General features: G+C 56.2%; 25 protein-coding genes. 5 read left to right on the forward strand and 20 right to left on the reverse strand.

Annotated features, from left to right (window positions below; all coding sequences use genetic code 11):
• The 12 genes from KO116_RS15875 to KO116_RS15930 all read right to left on the reverse strand — a co-directional run bounded on the left by KO116_RS15875 (position 1) and on the right by KO116_RS15930 (position 12,564).
• Complete coding sequence (locus KO116_RS15875; RefSeq protein WP_035559601.1) at positions 1-840, reverse strand: fructosamine kinase family protein; 840 nt, start codon at positions 838-840, stop codon at positions 1-3.
• Between the two features lie 88 nt (positions 841-928).
• On the reverse strand, positions 929-1,882 hold the full coding sequence (tal, locus tag KO116_RS15880; protein ID WP_035559598.1) for a transaldolase: 954 nt from the start codon (positions 1,880-1,882) through the stop codon (positions 929-931).
• Between the two features lie 20 nt (positions 1,883-1,902).
• The gene (gene xylB, locus KO116_RS15885; RefSeq protein WP_035559596.1) at positions 1,903-3,390 is read right to left on the reverse strand and encodes a xylulokinase; all 1,488 of its coding nucleotides are present in this window, start codon (positions 3,388-3,390) and stop codon (positions 1,903-1,905) included.
• Positions 3,390-4,877 carry a mannitol dehydrogenase family protein gene (locus KO116_RS15890; protein ID WP_035559593.1) on the reverse strand — a complete coding sequence of 496 codons (1,488 nt, stop codon included), beginning with the start codon at positions 4,875-4,877 and terminating at the stop codon, positions 3,390-3,392. Before KO116_RS15890 ends, xylB begins: the two co-directional genes overlap by 1 nt.
• A 71-nt stretch (positions 4,878-4,948) precedes the next feature.
• On the reverse strand, positions 4,949-5,569 hold the full coding sequence (locus KO116_RS15895) for a nucleoside triphosphate hydrolase (RefSeq protein WP_035559703.1): 621 nt from the start codon (positions 5,567-5,569) through the stop codon (positions 4,949-4,951).
• A 7-nt stretch (positions 5,570-5,576) separates the two neighbouring features.
• Complete coding sequence (locus KO116_RS15900; RefSeq protein WP_035559590.1) at positions 5,577-6,362, reverse strand: L-iditol 2-dehydrogenase; 786 nt, start codon at positions 6,360-6,362, stop codon at positions 5,577-5,579.
• Between the two features lie 2 nt (positions 6,363-6,364).
• Positions 6,365-7,075 (reverse strand): HAD family hydrolase, encoded by a 711-nt coding sequence (locus KO116_RS15905; protein WP_035559587.1) that lies wholly within the window; start codon positions 7,073-7,075, stop codon positions 6,365-6,367.
• Complete coding sequence (locus KO116_RS15910) at positions 7,072-8,223, reverse strand: ABC transporter ATP-binding protein (RefSeq protein ID WP_035559584.1); 1,152 nt, start codon at positions 8,221-8,223, stop codon at positions 7,072-7,074. Before KO116_RS15910 ends, KO116_RS15905 begins: the two co-directional genes overlap by 4 nt.
• A 12-nt stretch (positions 8,224-8,235) precedes the next feature.
• Positions 8,236-9,102 carry a carbohydrate ABC transporter permease gene (locus KO116_RS15915; RefSeq protein ID WP_035559581.1) on the reverse strand — a complete coding sequence of 289 codons (867 nt, stop codon included), beginning with the start codon at positions 9,100-9,102 and terminating at the stop codon, positions 8,236-8,238.
• 29 nt (positions 9,103-9,131) lie between these two features.
• On the reverse strand, positions 9,132-10,022 hold the full coding sequence (locus KO116_RS15920; RefSeq protein ID WP_035559578.1) for a carbohydrate ABC transporter permease: 891 nt from the start codon (positions 10,020-10,022) through the stop codon (positions 9,132-9,134).
• A gap of 109 nt (positions 10,023-10,131) precedes the next feature.
• The gene (locus KO116_RS15925; protein WP_035559575.1) at positions 10,132-11,454 is read right to left on the reverse strand and encodes an ABC transporter substrate-binding protein; all 1,323 of its coding nucleotides are present in this window, start codon (positions 11,452-11,454) and stop codon (positions 10,132-10,134) included.
• Positions 11,455-11,613: 159 nt separating this feature from the next.
• A complete protein-coding gene (locus tag KO116_RS15930; RefSeq protein WP_035559572.1) occupies positions 11,614-12,564 on the reverse strand; it encodes a sugar-binding transcriptional regulator in 951 nt (316 codons plus the stop codon).
• Positions 12,565-12,692: 128 nt separating this feature from the next.
• Here KO116_RS15930 and KO116_RS15935 point away from each other — a divergent pair, with 128 nt between their 5' ends.
• Complete coding sequence (locus tag KO116_RS15935; protein WP_035559567.1) at positions 12,693-13,004, forward strand: NGG1p interacting factor 3 protein, NIF3; 312 nt, start codon at positions 12,693-12,695, stop codon at positions 13,002-13,004.
• Positions 13,005-13,032: 28 nt separating this feature from the next.
• Here the strand turns inward: KO116_RS15935 and KO116_RS15940 are convergent, their stop codons facing one another.
• Positions 13,033-13,590 (reverse strand): NUDIX hydrolase, encoded by a 558-nt coding sequence (locus KO116_RS15940; RefSeq protein WP_035559562.1) that lies wholly within the window; start codon positions 13,588-13,590, stop codon positions 13,033-13,035.
• Between the two features lie 94 nt (positions 13,591-13,684).
• Here KO116_RS15940 and KO116_RS15945 point away from each other — a divergent pair, with 94 nt between their 5' ends.
• A complete protein-coding gene (locus KO116_RS15945; protein WP_179915240.1) occupies positions 13,685-14,356 on the forward strand; it encodes a CoA pyrophosphatase in 672 nt (223 codons plus the stop codon).
• Positions 14,353-15,021: a 2OG-Fe(II) oxygenase gene (locus KO116_RS15950; RefSeq protein ID WP_035559555.1), complete on the forward strand. Its 669-nt coding sequence runs from the start codon at positions 14,353-14,355 to the stop codon at positions 15,019-15,021. Before KO116_RS15945 ends, KO116_RS15950 begins: the two co-directional genes overlap by 4 nt.
• A 3-nt stretch (positions 15,022-15,024) precedes the next feature.
• On the opposite strand, the gene KO116_RS15955 is transcribed toward KO116_RS15950, so the two are convergent.
• Positions 15,025-15,981, reverse strand: a complete 957-nt coding sequence (locus KO116_RS15955) for a L,D-transpeptidase family protein (protein WP_035559552.1) — start codon at positions 15,979-15,981, stop codon at positions 15,025-15,027.
• A gap of 423 nt (positions 15,982-16,404) precedes the next feature.
• Between KO116_RS15955 and KO116_RS15960 the strand changes: the two genes are divergently transcribed.
• Complete coding sequence (locus tag KO116_RS15960; protein WP_035559548.1) at positions 16,405-16,830, forward strand: PRC-barrel domain-containing protein; 426 nt, start codon at positions 16,405-16,407, stop codon at positions 16,828-16,830.
• 182 nt (positions 16,831-17,012) lie between these two features.
• Here the strand turns inward: KO116_RS15960 and KO116_RS15965 are convergent, their stop codons facing one another.
• Complete coding sequence (locus KO116_RS15965; RefSeq protein ID WP_035559544.1) at positions 17,013-17,435, reverse strand: OsmC family protein; 423 nt, start codon at positions 17,433-17,435, stop codon at positions 17,013-17,015.
• 208 nt (positions 17,436-17,643) lie between these two features.
• Here KO116_RS15965 and KO116_RS15970 point away from each other — a divergent pair, with 208 nt between their 5' ends.
• Positions 17,644-18,549 (forward strand): DMT family transporter, encoded by a 906-nt coding sequence (locus KO116_RS15970; protein WP_035559540.1) that lies wholly within the window; start codon positions 17,644-17,646, stop codon positions 18,547-18,549.
• Here the strand turns inward: KO116_RS15970 and KO116_RS15975 are convergent.
• The 5 genes from KO116_RS15975 to KO116_RS15995 all read right to left on the reverse strand — a co-directional run bounded on the left by KO116_RS15975 (position 18,503) and on the right by KO116_RS15995 (position 22,957).
• Entirely contained in the window at positions 18,503-19,351 is an 849-nt protein-coding gene (locus tag KO116_RS15975; protein WP_035559537.1) for an MOSC domain-containing protein, read from the reverse strand. The genes KO116_RS15970 and KO116_RS15975 overlap by 47 nt on opposite strands.
• A gap of 70 nt (positions 19,352-19,421) precedes the next feature.
• Positions 19,422-20,417, reverse strand: coding sequence for a gluconate operon transcriptional repressor GntR (gene gntR / locus KO116_RS15980; RefSeq protein ID WP_035559532.1), 996 nt, complete (start codon positions 20,415-20,417; stop codon positions 19,422-19,424).
• Between the two features lie 106 nt (positions 20,418-20,523).
• A complete protein-coding gene (locus KO116_RS15985; protein ID WP_035559529.1) occupies positions 20,524-21,051 on the reverse strand; it encodes a gluconokinase in 528 nt (175 codons plus the stop codon).
• Positions 21,052-21,080: 29 nt separating this feature from the next.
• Positions 21,081-22,361, reverse strand: a complete 1,281-nt coding sequence (locus KO116_RS15990) for a TRAP transporter large permease (RefSeq protein ID WP_035559525.1) — start codon at positions 22,359-22,361, stop codon at positions 21,081-21,083.
• Between the two features lie 2 nt (positions 22,362-22,363).
• On the reverse strand, positions 22,364-22,957 hold the full coding sequence (locus tag KO116_RS15995; protein WP_035559522.1) for a TRAP transporter small permease: 594 nt from the start codon (positions 22,955-22,957) through the stop codon (positions 22,364-22,366).
• Between the last annotated feature and the right edge of the window lie 35 nt (positions 22,958-22,992).

A 22,992-nucleotide genomic window follows, 5' to 3' on the forward strand; every position in this document is an offset into this window, starting at 1 on the left:
TCAAGCGAAGGACTCGACCCTCGCCACGCTGCGCTCAACCGCCGAGCAGTAACCGGCACCGAACAGCAGCAGGTGATTCAACAGCGGGTAAAGCTGAAACAGCGCTTCACGCCTCGGCCAGTCGGTCGGGGCGTCGCCGTTCCAGTAGGCGTCAAAAAAGGCCTCGCCGGGCGAGCCAAACAAGGTCAGCATCGCTAAATCCACTTCCGGGTAGTGGCAATATATCGCGGGGTCTATCAGAGCGGGCCCCTGCGGGGTGGTGAGTACATTCCCCGACCAACAATCACCATGCAGCAGGCTGGGTGGTGCATCGGGCAGCCAGCGCTCTAGATCTTCGGCCAAGCGCTCGATGCGCTCGCGCAGCTGGCTATCCAGCAGCCCTTGCTGGTAGCACGCCTCGCTAAGGGGGAGCAGGCGGCGTTCACGCTGGAAAGCCCGCCCATCACTAAGCGGCGCATTAGGCTGGGGAGTGAGCCCACAGGCATTATCCTGATGCCAGCCGTGGGCATCGCCAATCACTTCGTGCAAGCTGCGCAGCCCTTCGCCAAGCGCAGTTGCGTTCTGCGGCCTGGGCACCGTGTCTAACGACTCAATGACCAGCCAGCCGTCTGCCAGTCCGAACACTTCCGGCACCACTAGCTTCGCACAGGCATTGCGCAGGGTACGCAAGCCTTCTGCTTCACCACGCAACCGAGCAGCGTCGTCATGCTTGATCACCACCTGCCCCTGCCGCGTCTCCAGGCGATAAACAGCAGCGATATCGCCCCCACTTAGCGGCTGCAAATCACCGCTCGGGGTCAGCTTAATAGACTCCAGTAACTGCCGCAGAGTGGCATCCATGACACGCTCCCCATATCTGAATATAACGTCGCCGACGTCAGGGCACACCCTAACCCCGACGCACTTAAACCATGGGCTAACGTATTTTTCAGCCTAGCCGTTTATCAATCAACGATTCAAGCTCCAGCTGGTCGTCGTGGAAGCGGCGGATACCTTCAGCCAGCTTGTCATTGGCCATGGCATCCTGGTTATGCCCCCAGCGGAAAGCGGCTTCGTTAAGCGGCGCAGTGGGTTTACCCGCACCTTCCCCGGCACGGATTTGCGCAGTAACGCTACCTTCTGTCGCCTCTAGCTCTTCCAGTAACGCCGGCGAAATGGTCAGCCGTGGGCAACCTGCCAGTGCGAGCACTTGGCCGGTGGTGCGAAAGCTCGCGCCCATTACCACGGTGTCGTAACCACCCTGGTTGGCTCGCTCACACACGCCCTGCACAAACTGAACACCCGGGTCGTTTTCTGGCGTGTACTCACTGCCGGTCTCTTTTTTGTACCAATCGGTCACTCGGCCCACGAAGGGTGAGATTAGAAAAACACCAGCGTCGAAACATGCCTGGGCCTGTGCTTCGCTGAACAGCAGCGTTAGATTGCACTGAATACCCTCGCGTTCGAGCACCTCAGCGGCACGAATACCTTCCCAGGTAGACGCCAGCTTGATCAGCACACGGTCGCGTGACACGCCACGGGCATCGTACAGCTCGATGAGTTCATGGGCCTTGGCGATACTGGCCTGGGTATCAAACGACAAACGAGCAGCCACTTCGGTGGAAACTCGCCCCGGCACAACCGCCGAAATCTCACTACCCATGGCCACGGCAAGGCGATCAACGGCATGTTTGACTTGCTCTTCACGGCTGCCGCCAGAGGCTTTTACAGTGCTTAGCTCTTCGTCGATTAGCGCTTGATAACCGGACAAACTAAATGCCTTGAGCAGCAGTGATGGGTTGGTCGTGGCATCTTGTGGCTGATAGCGACGAATGGCCTCAAGATCGCCGGTGTCGGCGACGACAAGCGAATGTTGCTTTAACTGTTGCAGCTGGCTGGTCATAAAATCTCCTCGATATGCTTTTAAGCGCCGCCATGGCGTTGTTCAAGTGCTGCGCAATAACGTGTATAAATCGGTTGGTACGCGGCCACACGGTCAGGATGGGGGTCAGCAAGTGACTGGGCATCCAGGTGGACTAACTTTTCACACAGATATTCCAACGTTACGCCTTCTGCACGCTGGTCGCACCAGGCCGCCTGTATCGCGGCGCCCAGGGCAGCCGCATCGGTAATTTCGGGGCAAATCACCTGGGTACCGGTAATGTCCGCCACCATCTGGCGCCATACGGGGCTATTAGCGCCGCCGCCGATCAGACGAATCTGGCTAGCCCCGGCGGTTAAATCACCCAGCAATTCCAGCCCATAGCGTAGCCCGAAAGTGGCGCCTTCCACCACGGCGCGGCATAAATTAGCCTGGGTGGTATTCAAACTAGTCAGGCCAAGAAAGTCAGCTGAGGCGTTGGGCAACATCGGCACCCGCTCGCCATTGAAAAAAGGCAGCACGGTAACGCCTTCGGCGCCGATAGGCGCACTGGCCACTTTTTCGCCAAACGCGGCTAGGTCCAGGCCGAACAGCTCGCGTACCCGCGTGGTCGCCGAGGTGACATTCATGGTGCAGATCAACGGCAGCCAGCCACCGGTGCTGGAGCAGAAGTTGGCCACCATGGCGTTATCGCACTCGACTGGCGTAGCCGAATAGGCGCAAACGGTGCCGGAGGTGCCCAAGCTCAGCGTGATTAACCCTGGGGTAATATTGCCGGTGCCAATGGCGCCCAGCATGTTGTCGCCCCCACCGGAAGAGACAACGACCTGATCACCAAGTCCCAGCTCACGTGCCACTACCTGGCGCACCACGCCAACCGGCTCATGGGCTTCCAGCAAACGGGGCAGCACCCGTGCCGGGTCTAGCTCGGGGGCTATTTCCTCAAATACCTGCAACTGCCAGCAGCGTTTGCGGGTATCGAAGTAGCCAGTACCCGAGGCATCGCCCGCTTCGGTGACCCGCTCGCCGGTAAGCCAGAAATTGAGATAGTCGTGGGGTAGCAGCAGGCTTTCGATGCGGTGGTATGCATCTGGGTGATGCTCACGCAGCCAAGCAACCTTGGAGGCGGTATAGCCGGTTTGCAGCACCAGACCCAATTTTTCCAGGCAGCCCGCTTCACCGCCCAGGCGGGCAACCAATTGGGCATTCTGCGCGCTGGTTTCGGTGTCGCACCACAGCTTGGCGGGGTAGACCGGCGCACCATCCGCATCGAGCGCCACCATACCGTGCTGCTGGCCGGAAACGCCAATACCACGCACCTCACTCGCCGAGACCCCGGCTTTGTCGAGGGCGGCAAAGAATGCGCCTTTCAGGGCCGCCAACCACTCGGCCGGTGCCTGCTCACGGCGGCCATTTTCGCCCTCTTCCAAGCGATGGGGGCGGCTTGCTTCCGACAGAATCATGCCGCGTTCAACGTCGACCACCACTACCTTGGTACTTTGGGTACCGCAATCTACCCCGATATACATCACACTGTTCCTTTGGATGACGCCAGACCCTCTAGCGTAGCGCGTGCGCCATGTTCGTGCAGTGACTTGAGGGCAGTTAAGTAGGCTTCAACAAAGCGGGCGTTATCGATCAAGTCACCAAACAGTTCACGGTTTTCGATAAAGGCCGTGGACCGTTGGCGGTTCTCAGCGGCAATGGCCATCAGCGGTGCCTTCAAACGATCAACAATCTCAATCGGCTCGCCCTGCTCGTCCACCCCCTCAGCGTAGCGCGCCCAGCTGGCCACCACGGCGGCACTGCGCTCTATCTCGCCACCCTGGGCCAACTGCTGGCGAATCACCGGCACCAGCCACTTGGGAATACGGTCAGAGCTCTCGGCGCAAAGCCGTGCCAGGGTATCTTTGATTTGCGGGTTGGCAAAACGCTCGATCAGCGTTAAGCGATAATCTTCAAGATCAACCCCCGGCACTGGCGCCAAGGTCGGTGTGCCCTCTTCGCGCATATAACCCAAGAGAAAATCAACGAATAGCGGATCTTGGCACACCTCATGGGCGTAGCGGTATCCCGCTAAATAACCAAAGTAGGTCAGCGCCTGATGGCTGGCGTTGAGTAGGCGCAGCTTCATCAGCTCGTAGGGTTCGACATCCTCGACAACTTGAACGCCTACCTTTTCAAACGCCGGGCGGCCAAGGGGAAAGTGGTCTTCCAGCACCCATTGCGTAAAGGGTTCGCAAACCACCGGCCAGGCGTCCTCAACGCCAAAGCGCTGACTGAGTTCATCAATATCGGTAGGTGATGTCACCGGGGTAATGCGATCCACCATGGCATTGGGGAACGCCACCTCGGCTTCCAGCCAAGCACCTAACTCGGCGTCCCTCGCCTGGGCATAGGCGCTAAACATGCGTTTAGCGACATCACCGTTGCCTTGAATATTATCGCAGGACATAACGGTAAAGGGTGCAATGCCTCGCGCGCGGCGGCGGGCCAGCGCCTCCACCACGAGCCCAAAGCTGGTGGTCGGCTGGGTGGGATTGGCCAGGTCGGCACGTACCTGAGGATTATCGAGGTCGAACTCGCCACTCACCGAATGAAAGTTGTAACCGCCTTCGGTCACGGTCAGCGAAACGATACGGATCGCCGGGTCGGCCATCTGCTCAATCACAGCCTCGGTATCGTCCGGTGCAAATAGGTAATTCACCATACTGCCAATGACCCTGGGCTCGTACTGGCCATCAGGGTGCTTGACCACCAGGGTGTAGAGATGATCCTGCGCTGCCAGCGCTTGCTGCATGCGTTTGTCGCCAGGCATCACGCCCACGCCAACAATCCCCCAGTCCAGCGCCTCACCCTGGTTCATCAACGCATCCAGATACATCGCCTGGTGGGCACGGTGAAAGCCGCCTACGCCGATATGCACAATACCGGGTGTGAGCGTCTTGCGGTCATAGTGAGGCACAGCAACGTCGGCGGTTAGATTGCCCAGGTTGTGATTGTTAAGTTGGGTCATGGGAACTCTCCAGCCAAGGCCTACTTGGCGCGATGGGGATAATAAAAGTGACTAAAACGGTTATAAAAACGCTAGCGCCAGCGCTGGTCAGGCGTTAAACAGCAGCGTTTTACCAATTGCGCGTTGAGCATGTCTTTGTGGTGGGTCCGCTCCAGCGCCCCGGCGCGGTCCTGGGCCATCTCAAGCCAGCGCTGGATCAGCCGCTCAACCAGTACGTCGTCATCGACGTCTAGAAATAACGTCCAATCAAATAGCGGGCGCAATTCGCGCCAGGGAGAGCGATTCAGCAGCAAGTAGTTGCCCTCGACGATCACGATGCGCTGCTCAAGAGTGATCAGCCGCCCACCCGCACGTGCGAGATCCAGCGGGCGATCAAAGACCGGCACCGCTACCGGATGGATAGCCTGACGAATGCGTTCAAGGTCGCAGCGCAGCCCCTCCACATCGAAGGTGTGAGGCGCGCCTTTAAGCGGCACCTGCTGCTCGCCCAGCACGGCGTTATCGAAGTGGTAGCCGTCCATGGGCACCAGACCGGCTTGGCCCGGCAAGCGCTGATTAATGGCATCGCAGAGCTGGGCACTGCGATAGGATTTCCCCGCACCCGGCGGCCCTGCCAGCGCTACCAAGTAGCGTGATGCACCGTCAGCGGCGCGAATAATCTGTTGTGCTAAGGCATCAAGATCGGGGGTCATGGCCACCTCAGCTCATCCAATTGCCGCCATCGACATTCAGCGTCTGGGCGACCACGTAATCGCTGTCCTGGCTGGCCAGAAAAACCGCCGCGCCGGTGTGATCTTCCGGCAGGCCCATACGCCCGAAGGGGACCGCTTCGCCTACCAGGCGTTTCTTCTCGCCAAGCGGACGGTTCTCGTAACGGGCAAACATTGCGTCGACCTCTTCCCACATCGGCGTATCCACCACGCCCGGGGCAATGCCATTAACGTTGATACCGTGTTTGATGAGATCCAACCCACTGGATTGAGTGAGGCTGATGACAGCAGCTTTGCTGGCGCAGTAAACGCTTACCAGGGCTTCACCACGGCGACCTGCCTGGGAAGCCATATTGATGATTTTGCCTCCCTGGCCGCGGGCCACCATCGAACGGGCAACCGCCTGCAGGGTAAAAAACATGCCTTTGGTATTGACCGCAAACTGCTTATCAAAGCTTTCCTCTGTGACCTCAAGCACAGGCGCCATGTCGAAGATCGCAGCGTTATTGACCAGAATATCGATACCGCCGAAGCGCTGCGTCACAGCTTCTATCATGGCGTCGATCGAGGTCTGATCGCAGACATTTAGTGCCACCCCCATCACTTTCTCGGCGAACCCCAGCCGCTGCAGTGTCGCAACGGCATCGTCGATGGCGCCACGGTCAATATCGGCCACCACGATATTGGCGCCTTCTGAAAGGTAACGCTGGGCAATGGCCAAGCCGATGCCGCGAGCGCCACCGGTAATCACTGCGGTTTTATCGATCAGTTTCATAGCTATCTCCGATGAGTTGGCACGCCGTTAGCATTTGGCAAGCTGGCGCCATGGGTCTGCCATTCGTCCACCAACGCTGCCAAGCCGTGCATGTGCTCTAAAATGCGCCAGGCACCGGCCTGGGTAAGGCGCGCCGACTGTTCAGCATCCAAGTGGCTGGCGCCGACAAAACCGATCACGCACATGCCTGCGGCATGGGCGGCAGTCACGCCGGCAACGCTATCTTCCACCACCAGGCAGTCCCGCGGCACTTGGCCTAAGTGGGAAGCTGCCAAGCGATAGAGCGCGGGGTCCGGCTTTGGGTGCGCCACCTGATCTGCGGTAAAAATAGGCACCTCACCTAAGGCTTTGGCCAACCCCGTACTTGCCAGTGACGCCAATACGCGACTGCGCCGACTGTTGGAAACCACCGCCTTCTCCAAGCTGATGCCTCGAATCGCCTTATCGGCACCGTCTATGGCTTTAAGCTCCCGTGCCAGACGCGCTTCAATGGCGGTGTCCACCTGCTCTGTGGCGTCGGTTGGCAGCGTGTGGGCACTTAACGCTTCGAGATGATGCAGGATATCCTCAGTGGTCATGCCCAAGGCTTGGCCAAGCTCTTGGTCGATATTTAGATCGGGCAGCCAGCGGCAGAGGTACTCCATCAGCGTGCCTTCAGCGATGGCTTCGCTATCAACCAGCACACCATCACAGTCAAAGATGAGTGTCCTCATGCAGGCTCCTCGGCAGGCGAACCCGGCGCGCGATTATCATGGCGCGTCAGCCCTGCCAGCGGATGCTGCTGCAAGCTCGTCAGCGCCAGACCGCCTGCGTCAAACAGGTGGGCACGCTCAGGGGCGAAACCGAAACGCACGGTATCGTTAACCCGGTAAGCCACGTCGCCATCGGCCATGATGGTAATGAGCTCGTCATCCATCTGAACGTAGAGCGAAGTTTGGCCGCCGAGGCGCTCAAGCACTTTGATCTGCCCACTCAGCGGTCCCTGTTCATCGAGCAACAAGTGTTCGGGACGAACACCCAGCTCAAGGGCGGCGTTGGACGCCAGATGCTGTCCGTCAACGGGCACGCTGCGCTCACCGCCACCGGGCAAGCGAATAGCCACCCCGCCAGGCGTTACGCCGGTCAGCGTTACGGGCAGGAAGTTCATTTTCGGTGAGCCAATAAACCCCGCCACGAAGCGATTGCAGGGGTGATGGTAGAGCGCCATGGGCGAGCCCACCTGCTCGACCACACCGTCGTGGAGCACGACGATTTTATCCGCCATGGTCATCGCTTCGATCTGGTCGTGGGTGACGTAGATCATGGTGGCATCCAGCTCATCGTGCAGACGCGCCAGCTCGATTCGCATCTGCACACGCAGCGCGGCATCCAGGTTGGAGAGCGGCTCATCAAACAAGAAGATGCTGGGGTTACGTACAATCGCACGCCCTATCGCCACCCGCTGACGCTGACCGCCGGAGAGCGCTTTGGGCTTGCGGTCTAACAGCGGCTCTAGCTGCAGAATCTTGGCTGCTTCCAGCACCTTGGCGCGGCGCTCCTCTTTGGGAACCCCCGCCAGGCGCATGCTGAAGCCCATGTTGCCTTCCACCGTCATATGCGGATAAAGCGCGTAGCTCTGAAACACCATGGCGAGGCCGCGGTCCGCTGGGCCAACGTCATTAATACGCTGACCGTCGATCAAAATATCGCCGTCGGTAGCGCTCTCCAGCCCGGCGATCATGCGCATAAGGGTAGATTTACCGCAGCCAGAAGGACCAACAAAAACGACAAATTCTCGGTCATTCACCTCAAGGTCGATACCCTTGATGACCTCGGTGTCGCCGAAACGCTTGGTAATATTGTGTAGTTGTAGTGTTGCCATGAGGAAGATCCTTTACTTGACGGCACCAAAGGTCAGGCCACGCACCATCTGTTTTTGTGTCATCCAACCGAGTATCAAAATCGGCGCAATCGCCATGGTGGAAGCAGCGGACAACTTGGCCCAGAACAGCCCCTCTGGGCTTGAGAATGAGGCAATATAAGCGGTTAACGGCGCTGCATTTGAGGTCGTCAGGTTGAGACTCCAGAACGCCTCGTTCCAACTCAAAATGACCGAGAGCAGGCCCGTTGAGGCGATGCCCGGCAGCGTGAGTGGCAACAGCAGAAAAAACACTTCCTGGAGCGTGGAGGCGCCGTCCATACGCCCTGCTTCAAGAATATCTTTGGGCATATCCTTGAAGAAGGTGTAGAGCATCCACACCACAATCGGCAGGTTCATTAATGTGTAGACGATAATCAGCCCCGTTCGGGTATCCAATAGGCCAACATCGCGAAAGATCAGATAAATCGGCACCAGTACGCCCACTGAGGGCAGCATTTTGGTGGAAAGCATCCATAGCAGCGTACCCTTGGTACGTTTAGTCGGCAAAAAGGCCATGGCGTAGGCGCAGGGAATGGCAATTAACAGCGCGAAGAAGGTAGAGCCAAAGGCGACCGCAACGCTATTAAGCGCAAACCGCGCATAGCCCGAACGCTCGTGGACTGCTTGGTAGCTTTCCAGAGTGGGCGAAAAAATCAGCGTTGGGTCAGCGATCGCCGCCGTTTCCGTTTTAAACCCAGTCAATATCATCCAGAAAATCGGAAAGAAGATGACCAGGGCAACCGACCAGCCCAGCACCGTGATAATGGCCCGTTTGGCCTGTGCTGACCGCCACCCCGTTACCGAGCGTGGTGCAGCTGTTTTGGAACCTAAAGTTGTCATCGAAGTGCTCCCAGGACACAAGTGCCGGTCTAGTCTTCCAAGTTTTTGGCCACCATACGGACCAGGAAGATCGCCACGATATTGGCTAGGATGATCGCTATCACCCCACCGGCGGACGCAGTGCCCACGTCAAAATCGAGTAGCGCACGGATGTAAATCAGATAGGCCAGGTTCGTTGTTGCTAAACCAGGCCCCCCCGACGTCGTCACAAAAATTTCCGCGAAAATAGTCAGCAGGAAGATCATTTCAATCATGATCACCACACTGATCGCGCGCCTTAAATGTGGCAGGGTAATAAAGAAGAAGATGGCGATAGGGCCTGCGCCATCCATGCGGGCGGCTTCGACTTGATCTTCATCCAACGACTGCATCGCCGTCAGAAGAATCAACAGTGCAAAGGGCAGCCACTGCCACGCGACGATGATTACAATCGAGGTCAGCGGTAGCGCAGAAAACCAGTCCAACGCAGGCAGCCCAACGGACTCAAACAGCCATGACAGCACCCCGTTTGAAGGGTGCATCATCATATTTTTCCACACCAGAGCACTAACGGTGGGCATCACAAAAAACGGTGAGATCGCCAGCACACGGGCGATCCCGCGGCCCGCGAACTCCTGTTGGAACAGCACCGCCAGCAGGGTGCCGCCCACCACGGTAATCGCCAGCACCCAACCTACCAGCAGCAGCGTGTTGCCCATGGCAGCCCACAGAGCTGGGTCTGTGAGAAGGTACTCGTAGTTTTCCACCCCGGCAAAGCCGGTCATGTCGGGCATTAGCAGGTTGTAGTACTGGAAGGAGAACCATAGCGTCATGCCTAACGGCACAATCATCCAGAGCAACAGTAGCGTCACGGCTGGTGCTTGAAGTGCAAGCGTTCTCAGCCCGCCAACAGTACGGCCGGAAGCACGGGTTTTATTCATGGGATTACCTGCGAAATACGAGGCTTGATACGAAAACGGCTAGAGAACATCGATAAAGCGCCTGCCCTCACTGTTAGTAACTAAGTGAACAAGCAGGCGCTGGTCTCGTTTATCGTTCGATGTAGCCCGCCCGCTGCATGGTGCGTTCGGTGGCACGCTGGGCACTGTCTAATGCCTGCTCCACCGTGGTGTCACCGGTTAGCGCCGCGGCAATGGTTTGGCCAACCTGGGTGCCTATCGACTGAAACTCCGGGATACCGACGAACTGCACGCCAACATAGGGGTTAGGTTCCAGAGTCGAATCGGTGGGGTCGGCGTCCTGGATAGCTTTTAGCACGAAGTCAGCAAAGGGGGCTGCTTCGGTGTACTGCTCGTTGGCGTAGGTCGACTCACGGGTGCCTGGCGGCACGCTGGTCCAGCCTTGGGTTTCACCGACCAGCTCAATGTACTCTTGCGAAGTGGCCCAGGTAATAAACTCAAGCGCTGCCTCCTGGTTTTCTGAAGAAGCCGGGATCGCTAATGCCCAGGACCACAACCAGTGTGAACCTTTCGGTGTTTCGGCCACGGGTGCTGGAGCAAAGCCTAAGCTATCCGCCACAGCGGATTCATTGCCGTCATACAGTTTGCCCGCTGCGGAGGTGGCATCGACCCACATCGCACAGTTGCCACGGGAGAACAGCGCCAGGTTCTCGTTAAAGCCATTGGAGCTTGCGCCTGGCGGGCCGTAGTCATTGAGCAAGTCGACATAAAACTGGATAGCGTTAACCCACGCCTCAGAGTTGAGCTCGGGATTCCACTCTTCGTCAAACCAGCGGCCACCGTAGGTATTTACTAGGGTGGAAACAAAGGCCATGTTCTCGCCCCAGCCGGGTTTGCCGCGCAGGCAGATACCCGCCAACCCCTCTTCGCTGCCGTGCAGCTCGCCTGCCCACTCGCGTACCTCTTCCCAGGTGGGCTGCTCGCTCATCTCAATGCCCGCTTCTTCGAATAGATCCGTGCGGTAGTACATCATTGAGCTTTCAGCATAAAACGGCAGTGCGTGAAGCGTATCGTCGTAGCTTAAACCATCGCGAACAGAGGCTAGCAGGTCGTCTTCATTGTAGTCGTCGGGCAGGTTATCCAGCGGTGAAAGCCAGCCGCGCTCTGCCCAGATAGGCACTTCGTAAGTACCAATGGTCATGACGTCAAACTGGCCACCACCGGTGGCAATATCAGTCGTCATGCGCTGGCGGAGCACGTTCTCTTCCAGCACCACCCAGTCCAGAGTGATATCGGGGTGCGCTTCTTCAAAGGCATCGGTGAGGCTCTGCATTATCACCATGTCGTTGTTATTAACCGTGGCCACGGTAATTTCAGTTTGCGCCTGGGCGTGGCCTGACATGGCAATGGCGGCCGCTAGCGTTGAGACGGGCAAGTGACGTGCGAGTCGCATAAAGAACTCCTAGTGGGCTGGTATTGGCATTGTTGTCGCCTTGATCTTATTGATCACCTATCGAACAAATGATCGTACGTAAGCCAAAAAAAAGCAAAGCCGATTAACTTAGACTTTACGCTAACTTATCTCTTTTACTGCATGTTGCAGCGCACGCAATTAGAGTGCTTCCACTATCTGGCGGGCGGCCACTTCGTCGGTAACCAACCCTTTCAGCCAGCGGCCGCGCAACGCCGCATGTATCGCCGGGGCTTTATCGCGGCCACCCGCTATCGCCACCATATGGTGCTTTCCAAAGCGCTCAAGGGGAAGACTCGTGACACGACGCGTAATCGAACAGTCGATCACTTCGCCGTCTCGGTTCAGTGGCCAACCCAGTAGTTCACCCACCGCTTTCAGGCCCAGCAGCTCATTCAGCTCGCTTTCACTAATGAAATGATCTTGAAACAGCGTGGCCTGACGATCGATGCGCCCAATGCCAATAAACGCCGCTTCTGACTCCCGTGCCACATCGGCAATTGCCTTAAAAAGACGCTGCGCCAGCATCGCCTCTTTTTCAGCCAGCGATTCAGCGACCACTGGCGCGGGCAGTAAAAAACGCTCACCGCCGGTTTTATCCGCCATTACCATCACCGCGTCATAACGGTTAGCCGAACCATCCCGGGCGACATTACCAACTAGCGATACAAAGCGATGCTGGGGTCGTTCAAGTCGGCTAAGCGCTTCTACCGCTGCCCGCACCGAACGCCCGGTGCCTAGCGAAAGCGTCAACGGCTCGCTGCGTTCAACCAACTGCGCCACCCGCTCAGCGGCTGCCACGGCTAGGTAAGAAGCGGCACTTTCGGCGGCGTGGTTATCGGCAGGAACCACGTCGCAGTAGGTCAAACCAAAGTGATCACGCAACGTGCTGCCCAGCGCCATGCAGTTAGAGATTGGGTGATCAATATGCACTTTAACCAGGCCCTCTTGGCGGGCCAAGGCCAACAAGCGCTGCACGCCTGGCCGTGAAACACCCAACTGGCTGGCGATCTCATCTTGGGTCATTCCCCCCACGTAAGACATCCAGGCGGCTCTGGCCGCCTGGTCCAGCTTTACCTCAAATTTATCCATACAATGGCTCACTTAATGAGTACTGAAACATCATCATACAAAGCTAAGCCCGCGACCAGTAGTCGTCTATCCGCTAACATAGCCTGAGTTCAGCGTTTCACAATGGATAGACTGCTTGGAGAGACAGCATGTATAAACTCGCTTTTTTTGTCCCCATAGAAGATGCCGAAAGCGTTAAGCAGGCGGTGTTTGAAGCCGGTGCTGGCCGGATCGGGGCATACGAAAATGTCTGTTTTCAAACTCGTGGTACGGGGCAGTTCCGCCCAACGGAGGGCGCCCACCCGCATATCGGCTCAGTGGGCAGCTTGGAAAAGGTCGAAGAGTTTAAAGTCGAGCTGCTCTGCGATGAAGCGCATATTCACGGCGCCATCGCGGCCTTGAAGCTTGCTCACCCCTACGAAGAAGTCGCTTATGATGTATGGCAGTTGGCCGATCTGTAAGTGGATTTTTCGACGGGGCATGAATGACTCACGCGCTACCAAAATAGCGTTCGCGGTCTTCTGGGGTCACCATGCTGATATGCAGCGGAAACTCATTGAGGGCGCGATCAGCGTAAAAGTGACGTAGGGTGCGCTCAATGGTGGTGAAAGCCAATTCATCCCAGGGGATTTCATGCTCTTCAAATAGCGCGACTTCCAGGCTCTCCGGCCCGGCACTGAAGCCACCGACTAGCTCGGCACGGAAAATCATATACACCTGATTGATATGCGGCAGGTCAATCAAGGTGTAGAGGTTGGCCAGTTCGACTTCGGCACAGGCCTCTTCACGTGTCTCTCTAGAAGCTGCCTGCTGGGTTGATTCGGCATTTTCCATATAGCCAGCGGGCAGCGTCCAGTAGCCTTTGCGCGGTGAAATCGCCCGCTTACAGAGCAGCACTTTACTACCGCTAACGGGCAGCGTACCGGCCACAATGCGTGGGTTTTGATAGTGAATCGTGCCGCAGGCATCGCACAGGTAGCGCGGGCGGTCATCGCCTTCAGGGACGGCAAAACGTACTTTATCACCACACTGGCTGCAAAAGTTCATCGCGTATTCTCAACGGCTAGTGAATAGAAGCCTCGACGCGCTTGACGTCAACGACCGCTGCTGGGTAAAAGAGAACAAAGTAACGGGATGCCCCATGTTAGAGAAACTGCGTAAACAGCTGCAACAGCTAACCCCTCAACGCTTGGATCACATCGTGATGCCCGAGGCCGCCGTGCTGTTGCCGATTGTCGAACGCCCAGCGCCTACCTTGCTGTTTACCCGCAGGGCCAACCATTTGAGCACTCATAGCGGTCAGGTTGCGTTCCCAGGCGGCAAGCGCGAGCCCTTTGATAGCGACCTTTACGCCACCGCGCTGCGCGAGGCAGAAGAGGAGATTGCCCTCGACCCCGCTCTGGTGCAACCCCTGGGGCGGCTGTCGGACGTTATTTCCCTGCACGGTATTCGCGTTACCCCCTGGGTGGGCATTATTCCGCCGGATTTACCGCTGATTGCCGACCCCGGCGAGCTAGACGCTATTTTTGAAGTGCCGCTAAGTCACTTTCTAGACGATCACCGTACGCATACCGACGTAATTACCGTGGATGGCGTTGCCCACTACGTGCCCAGCTATCATGTGGACGGCCATGTGATTTGGGGGCTTTCGGCGATGATGCTGGTGGAATTGCTGGCGGAAGGCTTTGGCATGCCAATTGATTTATATCAGCGCCCCCAGGGGCCGCTGCGCCACCACCCTGAGCGCAAAAACCGTCTTTCTACATCCTCTACGACCGTTTCCAGTTCGGCGCCATCGAGATCCAACCAATGACTCCCAGTGTTGCTACGTCATCACCTGCGCTTCAGCCCGCGACGCAGGTCGCTCTTGTCGATGCGCTGGTTGAACAGGGCTGGTATGTGGGCCGCGGAGTTATTGACCTGGCACTGTGCGACGCGCTAAATAATGAGCTTCTACACCGGGCGGCCTATAATGGACTGGATGAAGCGGGCATTGGTCGCGGCCAACAGCACCTGCTGCGTAAAGATATCCGCGGTGACGCTATTCATTGGCTCGATCGAGAAAGCGCTGCCCAACGGCGATACTTAGACGCCATGAGCGAGCTACAGCAGGCGCTTAACCACGCGCTGTTTTTGGGCTTATTTGAGTACGAGGCCCACTTTGCCCACTATCCACCGGGGGCTTTTTATCAACGTCACCTGGATAGCTTTCGCGGCCGTGCCAACCGCGTGATATCTACGGTCGGCTATTTGACGCCAGACTGGCCCAGCGACGGTGGCGGTGAGATGGTGATCTACCACCCTGACGACCCCAGCCAAGAGGTCGCCCGGGTGGTACCCGAAGCAGGCACCTTCGCCTGCTTCTTATCTGAAACCATTCCCCACGAAGTGCTACCTACCCGCTGCCCGCGTACTAGCATTGCGGGCTGGTTTCGGAGCAATGCATCACTGGGTGGGGTGCTGGATCCAGCACGCTAGCATTTAGCTAATCGGCACGATCTGGCCATTCGCTCGCTCTAATATTTCACTTACCTGCTCGTAGTTGATGCTGGCAGTGTTTCCACCGTCATGCTGTTCAATTAAACCAACAACGTTTAACAGCGTTTCCATACCAAATGCTTGCTCATCCGTTGCTGTGAAGGCCTGTATGTAACTCTCTTTCCCTTCACCCCAGCCTACTTTGATCGGCGAATCGATAATGTTGACCTGAGTGCCTACCGGCACCCGCCAGAAGACCGACTCGATGTCTTCCGGGTGCATGCGGATACAGCCTCGGCTAGCCCGCATACCAATACCATCGGGCTGGTTGGTGCCATGGATCAGGTAACCGGGAATATCCAGCAAAATAGCGTATTCACCCAAGGGATTATCGGCACCAGGGGGAACCACTGCAGGGGCTGGGTCGCCCCGTTCAGCGGCTTCACGGCGAATAGACTCAGGTGGATACCAGGCAGGGTTTTCAAGCCGCATGGTGGTTTCGGTAATGCCCAGCGGGGTGTTATAAGCATCCCTGCCGATACCAATAGGGTATGTTTCGACCCGCGGCGTCTCGCCCTCGGCTACCTCGGGGTAGTAGTAAAGGCGCAGCTCCGCTACGTTGATCACAATGCCGCTGCGCGCCTCATCGGGAAGAATATACTGCCCAGGGATCGTCACCGCGGTACCTTCTCCCGGTACCCAGAGGCTGGTATCCGGGTTGGCCATACGAATTTCTTCGTAGCCCACGTTGTGCGCCCGGGCAATGTCCAGCAGCGTATCCTCTTCGGTTGCCGTAACGGTATACACTTGGCCCACCATATTGCCCTCTTCAGGCAGCAGAAAATGGCCTTTGGGCAGTTCGCTGCTATCGGCTACAGCGCTTGAGGCTAATAGCCAAGCGCCTAGCGCAACGCTGCTGACGCAGAACTGCTTTAAATACTGCAAAGGGCGAGATGTCATGGTCAGGGATTCTCCTTTTTATGCGACCTCGCTTTTTATCAAACCGTGGACAAAAAGCGAGTCATTTGGAGACGAATATGAACACTGGGCGGGAGCGGGTCAACTCGACAGACTGTCGCACTAGGGCACGGGCCTAGGCCAATGGGCGTGAAACTGAAACGATCGTGTTACCTAAAAGTTTCAATTGAAAGGTTGTATTTTTGAACACAGCAACTAACCTGATAGCTGTCTTAGCGCAGTGAAGCGCAAGATAGCGTCAATTATCCTGATGCATTACATCGCCAGGATAATTAACACACTCAGGAATAATAGTATCGGGGTAGCTATCGTTTATTTTAAACGAAGCCAAAATCGACACTATTGATTTATTCGGGTTGTTACGCGGAGTCGTTAAGCTCAATAAAATCGCAAGGAGCAAGCAAAATGAAAAATATTAAACCCGCTATTCTAGGTACTCTCATGGTTCCAGCCTTTATGTTTGCCGCTGGCAGTGTGAATGCTGAAGAGAATACCACCACCATGGAAGCGACTTACTTAACAGAAGCGCCAGAAAACACTTTCCATGCTGATGCCTTAACTGGCAATCAAGTCAAAAGCAGCGTTGAAGATGACGAAGATATCGGCACCATCACCGATCTAGTAATTGATGAAGACGGTCAAATCAACGCTGTCGTGGTGGGCGTTGGTGGCTTCCTCGGTATGGGCGAGAAAAACGTCGCTATCGAATGGGACTCACTTGAGCTGACAAAAGACGAAGATGGCGAAGACTATGTCATTTCCGTTAATGCGTCAGAAGATGCGCTTGAAGCAGCTGAAGAGTATAACCGCGACAACGATAACGACGAATAAGCGCTCATTAGTTACTAAAAGCCTTGGCAATGGCCAAGGCTTTTTAATGTTTGCCATTAAAAAATATTTAAAAGATTCTAATCAACTCAGGCAGCAAAATGGCTCGCGCACACTGCTTGTACGCAAGCCATCTATGTTAAGAAAACCACCTACTTATGAGCAAACTATAGCCTAAATAAAAATTAGGCTTTCAGTTTGGCCGTCATGCTGATATCCGCATTAAGGACTTTGGAAACAGGGCAATTAGCTTTCGCCGTTTCCGCTGCTTCCTGGAAAGCTGCGTCGTCGGCGCCACTGATGGCAGCGACTACATCCAGATGGATTTTAGAAATATCAAACCCTACATCGCTCTGGGAAAGGGTTACTTTAGCGCTGGTCTCAATAGAATCAGCAGTATAGCCTTTCTCACCTAAAATCATGGAGAGCGCCATGGAGAAGCAGCTGGCGTGTGCTGCACCAATCAGTTCCTCAGGATTAGTGCCTTTTTCATCTTCAAAGCGCTTGCTGAAGGAGTAACTGGCATCTAAAACGCCACTTTCGGTTGAAATGGTGCCTTTGCCATCCTTAAGACCACCTTCCCAACGTGCGCTAGCTGTACGATCCATAACAACTCCTTGTGTGTGCCAATATGCGTAAACATATTGTCAAGTGTAAATGTCTGTGTGGGCCCGGCGACGGTTGCCGCTTGACCACCTCACCAGCGTAGCTGATTTTTTGTTTCTCTGCCGCCCCCGTACTTCCATCGCTTCCATCGACTCTCGTTCAGCCGTAAGCTAGTTAGCTACCTAACTGCGTTACTGTTAAGGACACGCCATGTCATCAGCTGATGCGCTGCGCTTGATTCTGCTCTCTTCCCTGTGGGGCCTTTCGTTTATCTTTATGCGCGTGGCCGCCCCCGAATTCGGGGCGGTACCGTTAGTGTTGGTACGTATGGGAATTGGCGCACTGCTATTGATGCCGCTGTTGATCAGCCTGCATTACCTGCGATTGATCTGGCAGCATAAGGGCCCGCTGCTTTTTTTAGGTATTGTGAATCACGTACTGCCCTTTTCGTTATTGGCACTTGCCACTACGCGACTAGAGGCGGGCTTTACCTCATTAATTAACGCTACCACGCCGATTTTTACTGCACTGATCGGCGCACTGTTTTTCGCTACCGCCATACAGCGCCAGCAGTACTTAGGCCTCGCCCTGGCACTGCTGGGAGTCTATGTGCTCTCAGCGGATCGACTTGATTTCGCCCTGGGCGGTGACGGCTGGTTTATTTTGGCTGTCTTAGGCGCCACTTTTTGCTATGGCATTGCAGGCAACTACTCGAAAACGCGCCTTGGCCATCTGCCCACACGTGTACTCGCCGCAGGCAGCAGTGCCATGTCAGCGTTAGTGCTGCTGATTCCTGGCATTCTATTATGGCCAAGCGAGCCCATTAGCACTCTGGCCTGGGGAAACGCACTGGCACTGGCAGCGCTAAGCACCACCCTGGCCTTCCTGCTCTACTTCGGCTTACTCGCCAGCGCGGGCGCCACCGCCACCTCAACGGTGACGTTCCTGGTGCCGGTGAGCGCGCTAATATGGGGTTATCTACTGCTGGGAGAGACGCTAAACGTTCAGATTATCGCGGGTATGGTCATTACCCTGATCGGCACGGCAATCGCCACTAAACTGCTACGCGTCAAGCGTCGCGAGACGCCGCCGCCAGTCTATCCTTCACACGAATAATGCTGCCTGCGCCTTCGAGCAATGTGGCGTTCTGGCCAAAGTGGGCGCCTTTCAAGGCGGGCTGAGTATTAAGCTCAATCAAGGTTTTTAGCGGCTCAGCAGGAGCTGGTACTGTCGCCGTATACTGATCGATGGTAGTGATTTTGCAGCGCTTACAGGGCTTGCGCAACGCTAGTTGGAAAGCTCCCTTTTGTTCAGAAAGCGTCGCCCAACGGTCTTCAGCCCACGCTTCATCGCTCTCTACCACAATATTGGGCCGGAAACGGTTCATGGGCACTGGCGTGCCCCCTTTTGCCACCAACGCTTGATTAAGTGCGTCCAACGAGCCCGTGGACGTTATCAGAAACGGGTAACCATCGGAAAAGTAGGTATGCGCCGCTCCACCGTCAAGAAAATCCTCTTCGACTGACCGGGTAAATTCAGTCGCAAAACGCACCAAACTCAGCCCTTGGGCCTGTGCGCCCAAGGCAGCGACTAACCAGCGAGAAACATCTTCGCTCTCCGGCAGAGCTTTACAGTGATCATTCCACACGCTGACCAGGCGCAAATTACCGGCGGGTTCTGCCAGCGGTATGTTCATTGGGTCAACGCCAGGGTGAGATAGCACCAAGTACTCATCGGTGAGAGCGACCTCAATGGTGGCGAGCGCAGGGAGTTGTCGCTGGGTAATAAAGCGTTGCTGGGCGTCCACCAACATCCAGCGGCGATCCCAGGCGAGCCCGTGCTCTTGTAGCTCGCTGTGATTAACGCTGATGCCTTTTAGCGACTTTACGGGGTAGATGTTGAGTTGGGTAATCTGCACGGCAGCCTCGCGACAAGTAAAAAGGCTACTTTAGCCACTCACAATGGTGATCGCTACTCAAAAGCATGGCCTATAGCGTCATGCCTGTTTCGATACGGTAGCCTAAATCCACCACTTTCTGGGTCAGTGGCTCACCGCGAATACGCGCTAACAGCTGCCCCGCTGCTGCTTCGCCGATGGCCTGGCGCGGTGTCACCACGCTGGCCAAGCGTGGTGTCATCACATGGCCCACATCGTGGCCATGAAAGCCCGCCAAGGCCATGCGCCCAGGCACCTCAATACCGCGTCGCTGGCATTCAAAGTAAGCGCCTACGGCAACGTCGTCATTGGTACAAAACAGGCCATCCGCTGCTGGGTAGTCGACTAACACCTGCTTGAGTAGGGCTGCTCCCACACTATAAGAAGAGCGTTGGGTGCTTTGCAGCGTCACCGGCGGCAATCCGTGCTCTTCCATGGCACGGCGGTAGCCCAACTCACGCTGCCGGGTACGTTCATCCAAACGAACCGCCAGATAAATCACTTGGCGACGGCCGCGGCGGATCATCTCACTCACCATGTCATAGGCGGCTTGTACGTTGTCGTAGCCCACGGTCTGTTGTAGCGGAGGGCGATGGGTGTCCATGATTTCGACAATCGGGATCCCGGCGGTTTCCAGCATACGCAGGCTACGCGGCGTGTGATCACGGTCAGAAAGGATAACGCCATCGACGTTATAGGAAAGCAATGAAGCTAGGCTGCGCTCTTCAAGCTCAGGGCTATAGCCATAGTGAGAGAGCATTAAATGATAGCCCGCTGGTTCCGTTAACGCCTCAATGCCGACAATGATATCGGCGAACACTTGGTTGGTCAGCGACGGCACCAGCACGCCAATCGAATGACTGGTGGCCCTGGAAAGTAAATCGGGCGCACGGTTGGGAATATAGCCAATCTGTTCGGCAATCGAGAAAATGCGCTCACGAAGCCCTTCCGAAACCGTTTCAGGTTCACGCAGGCAGCGGCTTACCGTCATTTTGGTAGCCCCTACGTGGTCGGCAATGTCCTGTAGGGTGGGGCGTTTTTTCTTCAAAGGGGTAACTGCCTTATGCAGTGGGGGAGCATTGAGGCCGCCCCTTCAATCAGCGGCCTCAATACCTATTAACTCTTTTGCCTAGTGAGCGTTAGCCTAGTGTGCGTTAGCTTAGTGTGCGGCTGGGTAGCGGCAGCGTGGCAGCAAATTGATCGACGATTTGCATGGGCGACAGGGCAATGGAGGCGTTAAACGCCTCCTCTTCATCAGGCGGTTCTAAATCAGCCAATTGACTGGCCAACATGGTATCGCCTTTGAAGAAGTGCCCTGCTCGGGTTTCTAGCCGCTCAAGCAGCAGCTCTTGCGTGCCCTCTAAGTAGAGAATCTGCAGCGCTGAGTCGCCTTGGCGCAGCCGGTCACGGTAGCGCCTTTTCAACCCTGAGCAGGCAATCACCAACGACGCATCTCTGGCCCGATACTCGGCGAATAGCGCTGCCAACGTATCGAGCCACTCGCTCCGGTCATCGTCATTGAGCGGTGTGCCGCTGGCCATTTTGGCTACATTGGCGGGCGAATGGTAATCGTCGCCATCAATGAACGTCGCCCCTACGGTTTGGGCCAACTGGCGGCCAATGTGCGACTTCCCAGAGCCAGACACACCCATCACTAAAATACGATGCGAGAGGGTCTTCACAGAAGCTCTCCTATTCATTACCAAGAACCTCAGTTGCCGCGCACAGCGGTAAGATCAGGCAGCCAGGTAACGATACCCGGGAAGGCGATCAGGATCACCAGCACGACGAGGAGCGCTACGTAGTAAGGTAGCATCGCTTTGACCAAAGACTCCATGGAGACTTTGCCCACACCACAACCGACGTAAAGGCAGGTGCCAACCGGCGGGGTTAGCAGCCCGATGCCCAATACAAAGGCCATTAGTACGCCAAAGTAAGCCGCATCAACGCCCACCGAGGTGACAATAGGCGCTAGCATCGGCGCCATGATGACCATGGCCGGAGTCAAGTCCATGACAAAGCCCACCAACAACAGCAACGTTGCCACAATCAGCAGTAACAGGAACGGGTCTTGGGTAATCGCCTGCACTTGGCTGACCAGGGTTTGCGGCACCATATTAATGGTTAGGAACCAAGCAATCACCGTCGCAAACGCTAGCAGCATCATCACCATACCGGTCAAACGAGCAGTACGAATCAGCATACCGCCGAGCTCTTTGAGCTTGAACTCACGGTAAACCACCAGCGAAATAGCCAGCGCATAAAGCAATGCCGCTACGGCCGCTTCGGTTGCGGTAAATACACCTCCAATAATACCGCCAATTACGATGACCGGGAGTACCAGCGCAAGCCAGGCATCTTTGAAGGCTTTCCAGAGGCGATCCCAGCGGAACTGCTGCACACCGCCGCCATCCTTTTTAGCAAGAATATAGGTGGTCACCATCAGCGCAAAGCCAATCAACAGACCCGGAATGATACCGGCGATAAACAGGCGGCTAATCGAGGTTTCAGTGACGATGCCGTACAGAATCAGCGGGATGGAGGGCGGAATAATGATCCCGATCACCGAGGACACGGTGTTGATCGCGGTAGCATTAGCCGCGGTGTAGCCCTGCTCTTTCATGGAGGGAATCATCATCGCGCCGGTAGCAGCCGTATCGGCCACCGCTGACCCACTGATGCCACCAAAGAACATCGAACCGGTAATGGCAACCTGCCCTAGCCCGCCGCGCATAAAGCCGACCAAAGCGCCAGCCAGCTCCATCAAGCGACGAGCGATACCGCCATTGCTCATCACCTCACCGACTAAAATAAAGAACGGGATAGCGAGCAGCGGGAAGCTGTTTACACCACGAATCGACTGCTCGATCATGATCGACAGCGGAATATCAGATAGCACCGCCATGACCAGCGCCGCCACGCCCAAGCCAAAGGCAATAGGTAACCCAATAACGATAGAGGCCAATAAAATAGCCAGAAAAATCCATAGCATGATTAGCGCTCCCGCTCAGGATGGCGAATAACGTTTAGGCTGACCCACATCCGCCAACTCGATACCACCGCAATAAAGATGACGCACAACACCAGCGAAAGGCTAATGAAGCTCAATGGCACATCCATAATCGCTGAGCGCCCGCTTGAACGCGACAGCACTTGGTAGCCACCCCAAATCATGACCACCATGAGGGCGGTGATAATCAGGTGCTGCAGCAAATAGAGCATGTGCGCCAAGCGCAGCGGCAAGCGCCGCACCAAAGCATCAACGGCAATGTGCTCGTAACGGGAAAATGCTGCAGCGGCACCGATAAATACCAGCCATATAAACAGCATACGAGCCAACTCATCTGCCCAGGGCAGGGAGTAATTAAACAGCGCACGCCCCACCACGTTGCATGAAACGGACACGATCAACGCCACTAAAATGGCGCCGATCAGATACTCCATGCCTAAGGTCAGCCAGCGGAACACTACTGGGCCTTGGCGGGTATCGGTATCGATTTCCAGCAACTTGCGATTTGGGTCGTCCAGATACACCGAGGGATCTTCAATCGGCGTAGGAGTATTAGGGGGTGTAGAGGAGAGTGACATAGGAGCTCCAGGGGCACTGACACGTTGGGCAGGCT

This window comes from Halomonas sp. KO116 (assembly GCF_000734975.2).
In the GTDB taxonomy this organism is placed as follows: Bacteria; Pseudomonadota; Gammaproteobacteria; order Pseudomonadales; family Halomonadaceae; genus Vreelandella; species Vreelandella glaciei.

Coding starts and splice junctions, on each gene's coding strand:
- KO116_RS15875 (WP_035559601.1), bottom strand. CDS start 840: ATGGATGCCACTCTGCGGCAGTTACTGGAGTCTATTAAGCTGACCCCG.
- tal (WP_035559598.1), bottom strand. CDS start 1,882: ATGACCAGCCAGCTGCAACAGTTAAAGCAACATTCGCTTGTCGTCGCC.
- xylB (WP_035559596.1), bottom strand. CDS start 3,390: ATGTATATCGGGGTAGATTGCGGTACCCAAAGTACCAAGGTAGTGGTG.
- KO116_RS15890 (WP_035559593.1), bottom strand. CDS start 4,877: ATGACCCAACTTAACAATCACAACCTGGGCAATCTAACCGCCGACGTT.
- KO116_RS15895 (WP_035559703.1), bottom strand. CDS start 5,569: ATGACCCCCGATCTTGATGCCTTAGCACAACAGATTATTCGCGCCGCT.
- KO116_RS15900 (WP_035559590.1), bottom strand. CDS start 6,362: ATGAAACTGATCGATAAAACCGCAGTGATTACCGGTGGCGCTCGCGGC.
- KO116_RS15905 (WP_035559587.1), bottom strand. CDS start 7,075: ATGAGGACACTCATCTTTGACTGTGATGGTGTGCTGGTTGATAGCGAA.
- KO116_RS15910 (WP_035559584.1), bottom strand. CDS start 8,223: ATGGCAACACTACAACTACACAATATTACCAAGCGTTTCGGCGACACC.
- KO116_RS15915 (WP_035559581.1), bottom strand. CDS start 9,102: ATGACAACTTTAGGTTCCAAAACAGCTGCACCACGCTCGGTAACGGGG.
- KO116_RS15920 (WP_035559578.1), bottom strand. CDS start 10,022: ATGAATAAAACCCGTGCTTCCGGCCGTACTGTTGGCGGGCTGAGAACG.
- KO116_RS15925 (WP_035559575.1), bottom strand. CDS start 11,454: ATGCGACTCGCACGTCACTTGCCCGTCTCAACGCTAGCGGCCGCCATT.
- KO116_RS15930 (WP_035559572.1), bottom strand. CDS start 12,564: ATGGATAAATTTGAGGTAAAGCTGGACCAGGCGGCCAGAGCCGCCTGG.
- KO116_RS15935 (WP_035559567.1), top strand. CDS start 12,693: ATGTATAAACTCGCTTTTTTTGTCCCCATAGAAGATGCCGAAAGCGTT.
- KO116_RS15940 (WP_035559562.1), bottom strand. CDS start 13,590: ATGAACTTTTGCAGCCAGTGTGGTGATAAAGTACGTTTTGCCGTCCCT.
- KO116_RS15945 (WP_179915240.1), top strand. CDS start 13,685: ATGTTAGAGAAACTGCGTAAACAGCTGCAACAGCTAACCCCTCAACGC.
- KO116_RS15950 (WP_035559555.1), top strand. CDS start 14,353: ATGACTCCCAGTGTTGCTACGTCATCACCTGCGCTTCAGCCCGCGACG.
- KO116_RS15955 (WP_035559552.1), bottom strand. CDS start 15,981: ATGACATCTCGCCCTTTGCAGTATTTAAAGCAGTTCTGCGTCAGCAGC.
- KO116_RS15960 (WP_035559548.1), top strand. CDS start 16,405: ATGAAAAATATTAAACCCGCTATTCTAGGTACTCTCATGGTTCCAGCC.
- KO116_RS15965 (WP_035559544.1), bottom strand. CDS start 17,435: ATGGATCGTACAGCTAGCGCACGTTGGGAAGGTGGTCTTAAGGATGGC.
- KO116_RS15970 (WP_035559540.1), top strand. CDS start 17,644: ATGTCATCAGCTGATGCGCTGCGCTTGATTCTGCTCTCTTCCCTGTGG.
- KO116_RS15990 (WP_035559525.1), bottom strand. CDS start 22,361: ATGCTATGGATTTTTCTGGCTATTTTATTGGCCTCTATCGTTATTGGG.
- KO116_RS15995 (WP_035559522.1), bottom strand. CDS start 22,957: ATGTCACTCTCCTCTACACCCCCTAATACTCCTACGCCGATTGAAGAT.